We start from the raw sequence: 11,838 nt of genomic DNA on the forward strand, positions 1-11,838 counted from the left end.
ACAATGGAAAACTGGTTTTTATCATGTGGCGATCAATGCGGGTGTGCCAATTGCGCTGGCTTATATGGATTATGCAAAAAAAGAAGCGGGCGTAGGTAAAATCATTTATCCAACAGGAAATTATGAACAGGATATGGCTGAGATCATGACGTTCTATGCCAATATTGAACCTAAATTTCCTGAAAAATTCAGTATTGATCAACGCTATTTTTAATTTCAGGAAAAATAAAAGCAGAGGGATGGACTCTGCTTTTCTGTACGATATATAAATACCGAATTTAATTTTGATTCTCTTCAGATAAAATTCCCCCCAGATTCTGGCAGGCATCTTTATAAAGATTGTATTGCTGTTCTACCACTTCATATAAAGGCAGGTCAAAAAGCTCTTCTCCTTGATGATATTGCTCAATATAAGATTCGACCTTGGTTTTGCTGCTGTATAGCATGTGTTGATAATAATCCGTCATACTACTGTGTGGCATTTGCGCTGTATCAATCTTGGCACAATTGAAGTTTCGCAGAAGCTGTTCTGACTTTTTAAGATCATTGGACATACAACCTGCCAGTAACATGCTACTGAGCAATGCCGTTAGGAGTTTCATAGAAAATAGATGAACTTTGATGGGGAGCGCACTATTGTAGAAGTAAATGCGCTATGCAAAAGTAGTTTTATTCAACAACTGGTCAAAAAATAGAAGAATAAAATTCAGAATCTCATTCTTCCTTGGCGATCTTTAACCTTTAACCAGTCCGCCATCGACAATCAGGTTTTGACCTGTCACTGCACGTGAATAAGGTGACAGGAACATCAGAATAGCAGACGCAAATTCTTCAGGTGTAATCACGCGACGTAAAGGAGTGGATTGAGCAATCAGGTCAAAGACAAAGTCAGGCGTTGCTTTACTTGCATCTGTAGTTTGCAGTAATCCGCCTGAAAGCATGTTCACGTTAATCCCATACTGACCCAGGTCTTGCGCAGTAGTTCGGGTAAAGGCCAATAGCGCCGCTTTCCCAGTCGTATAATCATGATAAGGAACGACAGGGTTTTGAACCAGGTTAGTCCCAATATTCACGATACGACCAAAATGTGCCTGTTTCATATCTTCTAATGCAGCTTGCGTCGTATTTAAACAGGCTTGAACTGCTCCACTAAACTGACGGGCCATGCTTTCCCAGGTCAGATCTTCAACTTTAGGTCGCTCATCACCATTAAACTCAAACTGCACCAGCGCATTATTAATGACGGAATGGATGGCTTCTCCAAAATGGGCCTTGCTGGCAGTGAATAAAGCTTGTACTTGATCAGCTTGTGTTACATCTGCCTGACAGGCAAAGACCTGATCAGGATACTGATTTTGCAAAGCTTCAGCTTGGGTTTTGCTGCTATGGTAATTTACTACCACACGTGCACCTTCCTGAATCAGGAGCTGGGTAATGGCTAGTCCCAATCCACGAGCACCACCAGTCACAAGGACAATTTGATCACGAATTTGCATTGCTTATATCCGCCTGAGAATCATTCGGGCTAACATAACAGCAATAGGGCTGAAAGCAAAGTGATGTAAGGTTTTAGAGCTGCTCTATCGCGCAAATGAGTCAATGCCTTCCTTGATCAGGAGAAAGCAGCCCGAGCTGAAGAGCAAGCTTAAGACAATCTGTTTAAAACGTAATTCTGAAATTCGATGAAACAGACATGCGCCTAAAATAGCGGGAATACTTACAGCTAGAATGAGTACCGCCATATAGGGAAGGTGAGTCTGATTTAAGGTGCCTTGCAGTAAATAGGCGGCCAAGGTAAACACCTGTATGGCAAAATTAAAATGACGCAATATATAGCGCTGCTGTTCTTTCGGTAGTTGCTTTAGCACTAACCACGCAGAGGGTACAGAACCACAGAATCCCCCTAAACCTCCTAAGATGCCGCCAACCAAACCAATCCCTGCATCCGCAGTTTTACCTGAATGTTGAATCAATTTAATCTGTGGATTAAGCAACATCAGTGGACACCAGATCACGAGAAATATACCAAGCAAAATACGAAAAGTACTCGCTTCAACGATATTCAGTAACCAGGTGCCGAGTGGGACACCGATCAGACCAGCAATTAAATAAGGTAGATATAAGGTTCGGTGCAGATGAGGAAGCCTAGGCTCATTGGATAATGAAATGAGGTGACTCCACACCGAGGCAAAAACCAATAAAGGCGCAGCAAGTTGAGGACTCAATCCCCATACCCAGAATGACATGGCAATTAATGCAAAAGCAAAACCGGTAAGTCCCTGTACAAATCCTGCGATAATTGCACCAAGAATAAAGAGTAGCCAAGTCATAAAAATCAGGGTATTGGAAAAGTTTGTAGTATTCAAAATATGGCTAGAAAAACCAAGTAGATCCTTAGCTGTATTTATGCGAATCTAAGTGTAAATATGCATAAATGATTTTTATTAAATCCGAGACAAATCCTTTAATTAAGTATGGAAAATGAACAAAATCATACAAGAGTGCAACAATGGCTCCGCGTACTCTTCATGAAATCACTTGATACTAAGTGAGTGCGGTATAGAGGTGATGAACATGAAAAAAATGATATTACTGTCATCTGTATTGGCAGTAGCGCTAACAGGCTGTGTGGTTGATCCTTGGGATGAAGGTTATCGCGGACATCATGATCGTAATGGACATTATGATCGGGATCGTGGTGATAAGGACTGGAAAAAACATAAAGATCATCGTGACTGGAAACGTGATAGAGGCGATCGGGACTGGCGTCGTAATCGTTAATCGTTACCTTCCATTTATAAAAAGGATCCCTTTAAGGAGTCCTTTTTTATTTGGGTATTGAATATAAGTAGGTCTTAAGCCGCTTTTTTCTGATACAGCCCTGCGCGTACTGTACCGGCTTTGGTATTTTTAACTAAACGCCATGAACTTGGTAACTTCAATGTACTCAGTTCACGATCGGCTTCTACATAGATAAAACCATCTTCTTTGATCAGTGGATCAGCTTGAGCAGCCAGAGTTTCCCATAGATCCAGACTATAAGGAGGGTCTAGAAAGACCAGATCAAACTGCTGTTTCAGGCTGGTTAATGCTTGTTGTGCTGTCGCAATTTTAAGTTGCGCACGTGCTTTGGTGACTTTGAGTAATTCCAGATTTTGTGTGAGGAATTGTGCCTGAGTACGATCCGGCTCAATCATCACCACTGAAGCTGCACCACGTGATAATGCTTCAAAAGATAAAGCACCTGAACCGGTACACAGATCCAAGACACAGGCATTCTGGACATCCCACATCAGCCAGTTAAACAAAGTTTCACGCACACGGTCAGGTGTAGGACGTAATCCTTCAATACTGGCAAAAGCCAATTGACGGCGTTTCCAGTCACCACCAATAATTCTAAGTTGATTTTTCATGAATTATTCCTGATCGTCATTGGCTGCAGGAGCAGAGCGAGAAGTTGCAGGTTGTGGATTGTTTGGCTGTGCGTGGGTCGCCTGACTGCCTTCTTGGGTTGGGCTCGCATTCGGATCTGCACTTAACAGATTCGGTCCACTTGGCAATTCACCCGGTTTAATACCTGCTGTCATGAGACCGCCACTAATTTGATGGCCGGCAGGGTGAATTGGATTTTTATCGCGAGACAGTAACCAGTAGTCAAATAACGGTTTAGCCAGTTGCGCAGCAGAACCCCCATGTCGGCCATTTTCCCAGACAACAACTACTGCAATTTCAGGGGCTTCAGCAGGTGCAAAACCAACAAATAGACCATGATCCAGCTGGCGTTCAGTCAGCAGGGCTTCATTATAGCGCTTACCTTGGGCAATACTTTTTACCTGTGCCGTACCGGTTTTACCTGCGATTTGATACATCGGCGTGCGGATTCCGCGACCTGTACCTGACTGAACCACATCGATCATCGCATCACGCATTTTGATCCAGTCATCTGGTTGACCATTAAAGTCGATTTTACCATTAGGGGCATTATGTACTGTAAAAGGTTTGGCACCTTTACTTTCACGCAGTACGTGAGGCGTAACATGTGAGCCTTGATTTGCTGTAATAGCAGTTGCCATGGCGAGCTGTAATGGTGTGGCGGTAAAGGCACCCTGACCAATACTCACCGAAATGGTTTCACCACGTGACCATTTGGATTTACGGGTACGCATTTTCCATTCAGGACTTGGGTATAGACCAGAGCTTTCACTTGGCAGATCGACACCAGTTTTTTCACCAAAGCCAAACTGGCGCATCCATGTGTTCATTTTTTCAATGCCCATACGGAACGACAAAATGTAGAAGAAGGTATCGCACGAGACCACTTGCGATTTATGCAAGTTGACTACGCCGTGTCCTGACTTTTTCCAGTCGCGGAATTTATGCGAATCGCCCGGAAGTGTGAAATAGCCGGGATCGGAAATTGCTGTATCCCAATCGACCAGGCCATAATGAAGGCCACCCAGGCCAAACATCGGTTTAATGGTCGAACCTGGAGGATAGGCCCCTTGAACAGCACGGTTATAGAGTGGTTGATCTAAACTGTCACGAAGACCTGAATAATCTTTGCTACTAATCCCAGTGACAAATAAATTAGGGTTAAAACTTGGACTGGAAACCAGTGCCAGAATTTCACCTGTACGTGGGTCAATCGCGACAATAGCACCACGACGACCGGCCAGTTGTTCAGTGGCAATGGTTTGTAGACCATAATCTAGTGATAAGTACAGATCATTACCGCGTACCGGCTCTTTACGGCCTAAGTAGCGCAGGACATTACCGAAAGCATCAGCTTCTACCGACTCATTCCCTGGCACACCATGTAAGAGATCTTCATAGTATTTTTCTACCCCTATTTTCCCGATCAGGTTAGACCCGGCATAGAGATCCTTATCAATTTCTTTGAGTTCTTTGTCATTAATACGGCCGACATAACCAATCACATGCGCGAAAAGTTCACCATGCGGATAGTAACGGGTCATCTGCGTTTCAATATTGACGCCCGGAAATAGATATTTCACCTCACTAAAACGGGCAATATCATTTTCATTCAGATTCAGCTTGATCGACACGCGTTCAGTTTTACGCGCCGTCTTGATTCGTGCCTGAAAACGTTCAATATCTTCTTCGGTTAATTCCAGAATCGGTGTAAGACGTTTCAGCGTATCATCAATATCCTGAACATCGGCGCGGCTTAAGGTCGCTGTAAAAACTGGGTAATTGTCGGCAAGCAGAATACCGTTACGATCATAAATATAACCGCGTGCTGGCGCTAAGGGCTGCAGACGAATACGGTTCTGGTCAGAAGCCGTAGAGAAGGTTTCAAAATTAAAAATTTGCAAATAAGCATAGCGGCTGACCAGCAGCAGCATAAAGAAAATCACAATACCGACAGAGATCCAGACCCGACTGCTATAGATGCGCTTTTCTTGTTGTGCATTTTTTAAAGGAAAGTGCTGCTTCATATGCGATCGACTTAAGACCAGAGGGAAAGGAATCAAAGTGGAGTATTCTAGCGCAACTGTACGGGATTTGATAATGGAAAACTGGCTGTAGCAATTCCTGTGTTTAAACTTTGACTTTGCAGACATGAAAATTGTAAAGTGCTGTGTACAAGAGTTTTAATAATTCTGATAAAGTCAAAATTAAATAAAAATAGGACTCTACCAAAAACTATAATTAAGGAAGATGGTGAAGGAATGAACAAAGTTTACCCTTTGTTGGCATTTGCATTCTTTGCAAATGGGGTATATGCACATGATCAAGTGAATAATACGACAAACAGAACTGAGGATCGTGAGCCTAAAGCATTTAATGTTGGGGTCGGTTTTACCCAGAAACTTATCCATCTAAACACTGAATGGGTGAATCCTTATGGGATTGCTTATGTGAAAGGTGGTGCTTTTCTCAACAATGATCGTACAGTTGGAGCACAAGTTGGCTTTCGTTATCCTGCACACCTCACCGGCAAGGACAAAAATGGTTATTATGTAGGGGCTTATGCCGGTCATATCGATAGCAAACAGGTTGATGGTAAATACGAAAGCCGTTTAGGTGGGGGCATTGATCTGGCGTATGTTTTGCTTAGTTCAGAACGGATCAGCAGTTTTAGTATCGGTATTGGGGCGGGGGAGAAATTACAGGACAGTAATGGTCGTGTTGTAGCCGAAACTGAACCCAGACTACAATTCTCCTATACTTTAAGTATCGGTTTATAGACAAAATATTCAACTTTATTAATACCTGTATTCTGTGAACAAAAAATTAAATATGGAATTTATGCATGCTTGAGTACGTCAATGAATTGTGGCAAGCCTTCTTGAATCGCCCAGATTTTTGGGCAGTGCTCAGCATTATCCCGGTGACCGCATTCGTAACATGGGCTCACGTGTGGATGGCGCTAAAAATGGTGTTTTATCCAATTAATTTTTGGGGTTTTCATGTCGGGCCTGTTCCTGTTGGCTGGCAAGGTATTGTGCCGCGTAAAGCCGGAAGAATCTCAGGAATTATCACGGATAATACCTTGTCTAAATTGGGCTCTATTCAGGAGTTCTTGCAGGCAATGGATCCGGATGATATGGCACGTATTATCGGGGAACAGGTCGGTTTTGAACTGGAACATCTGATTGATGAAGTCATGATGGATCGTAATGCGGTGCTATGGGAAAACTTGCCTTATTCAATCAAGCGCCGTATTTATGCCCAAGCTCATAAACAGCTGCCACAGGTATTAAAAGAATTAGTGACTGAACTGACCATGAACGTCGAGTCACTGGTCGATATGCGCGACATGGTGGTCAGTCAAATGGAAGGCGATCGCCGTTTAATGGTGCGCATGTTCCTGAAAGTCGGGCAGAAAGAAATCAACTTTATCTGGCATATCAGTGCCCTGATCGGGATGTTCTTTGGCCTGTTCCAGATGGTGGTCTGGTTTGTGGTGCCATGGCACTGGACCGTACCGTTCTGGGCGGCTATCTGGGGCTTCCTGACCAACTGGATTGCGATCTGGATGGTGTTTAATCCGGTAGAACCGCACTATATCAAATACCCGCAATTCTTTAAGCGTACAGCCGATCATAGATTCCCTTGGATCAAACCGGTGATTCCAAGAATTGGCACCTATAACATACAAGGCGCATTTATGAAACGTCAGGAGGAAGTCTCTGACGTATTTGCAAGTGTGGTCACAGAAGATCTGATTACGCTAAAATCGATCATGACAGAAATGATGTATGGTGGTAAAAAAGATAAAACCCGCCGTATTGTCAAACGTCATATTAACGAAATTATGGAAACACCGCTGGTTCGGACCTCTTTACAGTTGTCTTTAGGGCCAAAAGAGTATGCAAAACTCAAGACAGACTTGATCGATCGCTCGATTGAAATTACGATGGTGCCTGTAAGCGACCCTGCGTTTAATGCGAGCCGTGCACAGAAGATCTACCAAATGTTTAGAGACCGCATACGTGATTTGACGCCTAACGAGTTTCAGAATCTATTACGTCCTGCCTTTCAGGAAGATGAATGGATCTTGATTGTCCTGGGGGGAGTTACCGGTTTTGTTGCGGGTTTAATCCATTTGTTTGTGGCTTTCTTATAATTAGATGCCAAAGAGCAGCACACGTTTTGGTCGTGTGAAGCTGGGTATCTTATACATAGTTAAAAAATGAGGATGTTTATATATGCGCATTATCTTACTCGGACCACCTGGAGCAGGTAAAGGTACACAAGCTCAGTTGATCTGTAAGCGCTACAATATCCCACAAATTTCAACCGGTGATATGCTCCGTGCTGCAATTCGTGAAGGAACTGAATTAGGTCTACAAGCTAAAAGCGTCATGGACAATGGCGGTTTGGTTTCTGATGAATTGATCATTGGTCTGGTCAAAGAGCGTATTGCACAACCTGACTGTGCAAATGGCTGCATCTTTGATGGTTTCCCACGTACGATTCCTCAAGCTGAAGCGCTGGAAAAAGAAGGCATTGCAATTGATCATGTGATTGAAATTGATGTGCCGGATGAAGAAATCGTTCAACGTCTATCTGGTCGTCGTCAACACCCGGCGTCTGGTCGCGTTTATCACATCGTTTACAACCCGCCAAAAGTGGAAGGTAAAGATGATGAAACTGGTGAAGATCTGGTACAACGTCCAGATGACCAGGAAGAAACTATTCGTCGCCGTTTAGGTTCATACCACACAGAAACTGAACAGCTGGTTGGCTTCTACCAAGGCCGTGCAGCTTCAGGCGAAAATGCACCGACTTATGACAAGTTAAATGGTCTACGTCCAATCGAAGAAGTTCAAAAAGATCTTTTCGCGATTCTGGATCAAACAAAATAATCGGTTTCCGATCGTTTTGACTTTCAAAGAGCCCTAAGTCATATTAGGGCTCTTTTTATTGTATTGTTCAAAAGGATCTGCTGTGAAATTTGCTGTATTGGGATTGATGATTGTATTTCTGGCAGTACTGTTTGCGCTGTTCTATGTGAGCTTCAAGATGCTGAAAAAAGTACGTCAGGAAGAACGTGCTGAAAATGCGGGTAAGGTGCCTGAGCGTCAGCTGCATCCCAAATTACAGGCCGAGCTTGAGCAAAAGCGCAAGCAAGAACAGGCCGAGCAAAATAAAAAATAAAAACTTTTCGAGTACTTAAATTAAAAAAGCTGAACCTAAAGTTCAGCTTCAATATTTTTCACCGGAATTGCGCGACCTGCGCCAAATTCAAAACGGTCTGGCCAGTTACAGACATCGGCGACCACACATTCATGACACTTCGGTTTACGTGCGATGCAGCAATAGCGGCCATGTAAAATCAGCCAGTGATGTGAATCAATAATAAACTCTTTTGGAATCACTTTGACCAGACGATGCTCGACCTCCAGTACGTTTTTACCCACCGCCAAACCGGTACGGTTACCCACACGAAAGATATGCGTATCCACAGCCATGGTCGGCTGACCAAAGGCGGTATTTAGCACCACATTCGCCGTTTTGCGTCCTACACCCGGTAAAGCTTCCAGATCTGTACGATTGTCCGGTACCACACTGTTATGCTTCTTGATTAACATTTCACAGGCTTTAATGACGTTCACAGCTTTGGAGTTATACAGGCCAATCGTTTTAATATATTCCTTGAGGCCATCTACACCAAGTGCATAAATGGCTTCCGGTGTATTGGCGACCGGAAACAGTTTATCGGTGGCTTTATTCACGCTCACATCCGTAGCTTGGGCAGACAGGGTCACTGCAACCAGTAATTCAAATGGACTTGAATAATTCAATTCAGTTTTTGGATTCGGACGCTGCTCACGCAGGCGCTCAAAGAAAGTTTGAATCTGTTTTTTAGTCATGTTTTTTACAGGTTTAGCTGTTGCTGTGGTCATGATCTTATCCCTGTAAAGCCTGTAATTGCTGGGTTAGTTCTTCAAGTTGCAGACGTTTGCGTACATCCTCACGGACCGAAAGCTGTTTTTCTAACTTTTTGATTTGTGTGCGTAATTTTGCAAGTTCAATTGTGGTTTTGGCATCAACTGTAATTACTTCATCGGCTGGTTTTTTCACGATTTCAATGACAGGAACCTGATCGACCTGAGCAGAGAACTGGGCAAACAGGGCAGTATTAATCTCGGCACGAACGACAGGTCCCTTACGGTCAATTCGACGTTTTTCTTCGCGTTGAATATGCGCGTAGTAACGTTTGCGCAAGTCATCCTGTTCAGCAATACGTTGAGATTCAGTTGGCAAAGGCTGAAGGTCTTCGACCAGATCAATACAGTCTACCGGGCAAGGCGGAATGCAGAGTTCACAGCCGGTACACAGGTCAGTGAGCACAGTATGCATCAATTTGCCTGAGCCAATAATCGCATCGACCGGACAGGCACTGATGCATTTGGTACAACCAATACATTCATCTTCACGAATGATGGCTTTCATGCGCTGAGGACGACCATTCGTCTGAATCGGCCAGACACTTTCTTCAGCGGGCAGTTTAGAACGATTTAACAATGTTGCCAGAGCATCAGCGACGGGCTGTCCACCCGGTACACATTTATTGGCATCTTCGCCCTCAGCAATGGATTGAGCATAGGGCAAGCAGCCATCACGATGACCACATAAACCGCACTGGGTTTGGGGCAATAAAGCATCAATAGACTGGACTAGAGAGATCTGCGAATTCATGAATAACCTAGGCTGCTCGGGCTGAGCCTTAGAGTGAATGAAACAAAATATGTTAATTTAACAATTTTAACATGTTTTTAAGGAACTAAGTTATGCACGATTAAAGGTCACTTTGTGCATTATTATCAGGCATAAATTAACAATTAAGCATTGATTCAATTGGCATTTAAGCACACAGAAAAAATATTCATAATCAATATAAATAATTGTTATCAAATTAAATTTAAACTATTTTTCAAAAAAGTATTGTAGATTAGTTACAAAAGATATTTAATATTTTGCGCCAAAATTTAACATTGATTGTAAATTTGACCAATTTTGATCCATTTTCTGCTGAGGATTAAGCGTTGAAATACAACACACTTAATGAGTTCCTAGATTACGTAAAATCACGTGATGCACATCAACCCGAATTTCTTCAAGCTGTAGAAGAAGTGATGACCAGTTTGTGGCCATTCATTGAAAAGAATCCACAATACGCAGCACATGGTTTACTAGAACGTCTAGTTGAACCTGAGCGTGCGATCCAGTTCCGTGTTGCTTGGGTAGATGACCAAGGTCAAACACAGGTTAACCGTGCGTTCCGCGTACAGTACAACTCAGCGATTGGTCCATTCAAAGGTGGTATGCGTTTCCACCCGTCAGTGAACCTTTCTATTTTGAAATTCCTCGGTTTCGAGCAAACTTTCAAAAATGCCCTGACTACATTGCCTATGGGTGGTGGTAAAGGCGGTTCTGATTTTGACCCTAAAGGCAAATCAGAAGGCGAAATCATGCGTTTCTGCCAAGCGTTAATCATCGAGCTTTATCGTCATCTTGGTTCTAATACAGATATCCCAGCGGGTGATATCGGTGTGGGTGGCCGTGAAGTTGGTTACATGGCTGGTATGATGAAAAAACTCAGCAATGACACTTCATGTGTATTCACTGGTAAAGGCCTGACTTTCGGTGGTTCTCTGGCTCGTCCAGAAGCAACTGGTTACGGTACAGTGTATTTCGCTGAAGAGATGCTGAAAACTCGTGGCGAAAGCTTCAAAGATAAAGTGGTAACAATCTCTGGTTCTGGTAACGTTGCCCAGTACGCTGCTGAAAAAGCAATGTTCCTGGGTGCTAAAGTTGTTTCTCTATCTGACTCTGCGGGTACTGTTCACGTTAAAGACGGTTTCACTGAAGAGCTTCTTGCTGAAGTGATGGAACTGAAAAACATTAAACGTGGCCGTATCTCTGAATTTGCATCTAAACACGGTTTTGAATACCTTGAAGGTCAACGTCCTTGGGGTATCAAATGTGATATCGCGCTTCCATGTGCGACTCAAAACGAACTTGATGCGAATGATGCAGCAGCGCTTCTTGCAAACGGCGTAATTTGTGTTGCTGAAGGCGCGAACATGCCTTCTACACTTGAAGCAGTTGAGAAATTCGTTGAAGCGAAAATCCTTTATGCTCCAGGTAAAGCATCTAACGCCGGTGGTGTAGCAACTTCTGGTCTTGAAATGTCTCAAAACGCATTGCGTTTAGGCTGGACTTTCGAAGAAGTTGACGAACGTCTGCATGCGATCATGAAAGAAATTCACCGCAACTGTGTGAAATACGGTACTAAAGAAGACGGTACTGTGAACTATGTTGACGGTGCAAACATTGCGGGCTTCGTAAAAGTTGCTGATG

The 11,838-nt window shown here is 43.4% G+C and carries 13 protein-coding genes and 1 pseudogene; 7 read left to right on the forward strand and 7 right to left on the reverse strand.

The window, feature by feature from the left end; genetic code table 11:
- A pseudogene (locus tag B4J23_RS02430) lies at positions 1-214 on the forward strand (acyltransferase); the annotation flags it as partial.
- Between the two features lie 64 nt (positions 215-278).
- On the opposite strand, the gene B4J23_RS02435 reads toward B4J23_RS02430, so the two are convergent.
- The 3 genes from B4J23_RS02435 to B4J23_RS02445 all read right to left on the reverse strand — a co-directional run bounded on the left by B4J23_RS02435 (position 279) and on the right by B4J23_RS02445 (position 2,330).
- A complete protein-coding gene (locus tag B4J23_RS02435) occupies positions 279-602 on the reverse strand; it encodes a hypothetical protein (RefSeq protein ID WP_125278719.1) in 324 nt (107 codons plus the stop codon).
- Between the two features lie 132 nt (positions 603-734).
- Positions 735-1,496, reverse strand: a complete 762-nt coding sequence (locus tag B4J23_RS02440) for a 3-oxoacyl-ACP reductase (RefSeq protein WP_125278718.1) — start codon at positions 1,494-1,496, stop codon at positions 735-737.
- 84 nt (positions 1,497-1,580) lie between these two features.
- On the reverse strand, positions 1,581-2,330 hold the full coding sequence (locus B4J23_RS02445) for a sulfite exporter TauE/SafE family protein (protein WP_125278717.1): 750 nt from the start codon (positions 2,328-2,330) through the stop codon (positions 1,581-1,583).
- Between the two features lie 244 nt (positions 2,331-2,574).
- On the opposite strand from B4J23_RS02445, the gene B4J23_RS02450 reads away from it, so the two are divergent.
- Positions 2,575-2,781, forward strand: coding sequence for a hypothetical protein (locus tag B4J23_RS02450; protein ID WP_004782913.1), 207 nt, complete (start codon positions 2,575-2,577; stop codon positions 2,779-2,781).
- 74 nt (positions 2,782-2,855) lie between these two features.
- On the opposite strand, the gene rsmD is transcribed toward B4J23_RS02450, so the two are convergent.
- Both rsmD and mrdA read right to left on the reverse strand, forming a co-directional pair.
- Positions 2,856-3,413 carry a 16S rRNA (guanine(966)-N(2))-methyltransferase RsmD gene (rsmD, locus tag B4J23_RS02455; RefSeq protein ID WP_125278716.1) on the reverse strand — a complete coding sequence of 186 codons (558 nt, stop codon included), beginning with the start codon at positions 3,411-3,413 and terminating at the stop codon, positions 2,856-2,858.
- 3 nt (positions 3,414-3,416) lie between these two features.
- Entirely contained in the window at positions 3,417-5,459 is a 2,043-nt protein-coding gene (gene mrdA / locus B4J23_RS02460) for a penicillin-binding protein 2 (protein WP_125278715.1), read from the reverse strand.
- A gap of 234 nt (positions 5,460-5,693) precedes the next feature.
- On the opposite strand from mrdA, the gene B4J23_RS02465 reads away from it, so the two are divergent.
- The 4 genes from B4J23_RS02465 to B4J23_RS02480 all read left to right on the forward strand — a co-directional run bounded on the left by B4J23_RS02465 (position 5,694) and on the right by B4J23_RS02480 (position 8,628).
- Complete coding sequence (locus B4J23_RS02465) at positions 5,694-6,212, forward strand: hypothetical protein (RefSeq protein WP_125278714.1); 519 nt, start codon at positions 5,694-5,696, stop codon at positions 6,210-6,212.
- A gap of 65 nt (positions 6,213-6,277) precedes the next feature.
- Entirely contained in the window at positions 6,278-7,594 is a 1,317-nt protein-coding gene (locus B4J23_RS02470) for a membrane protein (protein WP_034170491.1), read from the forward strand.
- Between the two features lie 82 nt (positions 7,595-7,676).
- Positions 7,677-8,336: an adenylate kinase gene (adk, locus tag B4J23_RS02475; protein WP_125278713.1), complete on the forward strand. Its 660-nt coding sequence runs from the start codon at positions 7,677-7,679 to the stop codon at positions 8,334-8,336.
- A gap of 82 nt (positions 8,337-8,418) precedes the next feature.
- Entirely contained in the window at positions 8,419-8,628 is a 210-nt protein-coding gene (locus tag B4J23_RS02480; RefSeq protein WP_034170490.1) for a hypothetical protein, read from the forward strand.
- A 35-nt stretch (positions 8,629-8,663) separates the two neighbouring features.
- Here B4J23_RS02480 and nth read toward each other — a convergent pair whose 3' ends face one another.
- Entirely contained in the window at positions 8,664-9,377 is a 714-nt protein-coding gene (gene nth / locus B4J23_RS02485; protein WP_125278712.1) for an endonuclease III, read from the reverse strand.
- A 4-nt stretch (positions 9,378-9,381) separates the two neighbouring features.
- Positions 9,382-10,173: an RnfABCDGE type electron transport complex subunit B gene (locus B4J23_RS02490; protein WP_125278711.1), complete on the reverse strand. Its 792-nt coding sequence runs from the start codon at positions 10,171-10,173 to the stop codon at positions 9,382-9,384.
- Positions 10,174-10,520: 347 nt separating this feature from the next.
- On the opposite strand from B4J23_RS02490, the gene gdhA reads away from it, so the two are divergent.
- Positions 10,521-11,838, forward strand: a 1,318-nt coding sequence (gene gdhA, locus B4J23_RS02495) for an NADP-specific glutamate dehydrogenase (RefSeq protein ID WP_291358665.1), incomplete at its 3' end; no start/stop codon positions are given.

It is taken from the genome of Acinetobacter sp. UBA3025 (assembly GCF_002367915.1).
Lineage (GTDB): Bacteria > Pseudomonadota > Gammaproteobacteria > Pseudomonadales > Moraxellaceae > Acinetobacter.

What these genes read in the sequence shown, in the direction of transcription:
- mrdA (WP_125278715.1), bottom strand. Translation starts at nt 5,459, where the DNA reads ATGAAGCAGCACTTTCCTTTAAAAAATGCACAACAAGAAAAGCGCATC.
- adk (WP_125278713.1), top strand. Translation starts at nt 7,677, where the DNA reads ATGCGCATTATCTTACTCGGACCACCTGGAGCAGGTAAAGGTACACAA.
- B4J23_RS02435 (WP_125278719.1), bottom strand. Translation starts at nt 602, where the DNA reads ATGAAACTCCTAACGGCATTGCTCAGTAGCATGTTACTGGCAGGTTGT.
- rsmD (WP_125278716.1), bottom strand. Translation starts at nt 3,413, where the DNA reads ATGAAAAATCAACTTAGAATTATTGGTGGTGACTGGAAACGCCGTCAA.
- B4J23_RS02445 (WP_125278717.1), bottom strand. Translation starts at nt 2,330, where the DNA reads ATGACTTGGCTACTCTTTATTCTTGGTGCAATTATCGCAGGATTTGTA.
- B4J23_RS02450 (WP_004782913.1), top strand. Translation starts at nt 2,575, where the DNA reads ATGAAAAAAATGATATTACTGTCATCTGTATTGGCAGTAGCGCTAACA.
- B4J23_RS02490 (WP_125278711.1), bottom strand. Translation starts at nt 10,173, where the DNA reads ATGAATTCGCAGATCTCTCTAGTCCAGTCTATTGATGCTTTATTGCCC.
- B4J23_RS02470 (WP_034170491.1), top strand. Translation starts at nt 6,278, where the DNA reads ATGCTTGAGTACGTCAATGAATTGTGGCAAGCCTTCTTGAATCGCCCA.
- nth (WP_125278712.1), bottom strand. Translation starts at nt 9,377, where the DNA reads ATGACCACAGCAACAGCTAAACCTGTAAAAAACATGACTAAAAAACAG.
- B4J23_RS02465 (WP_125278714.1), top strand. Translation starts at nt 5,694, where the DNA reads ATGAACAAAGTTTACCCTTTGTTGGCATTTGCATTCTTTGCAAATGGG.
- B4J23_RS02440 (WP_125278718.1), bottom strand. Translation starts at nt 1,496, where the DNA reads ATGCAAATTCGTGATCAAATTGTCCTTGTGACTGGTGGTGCTCGTGGA.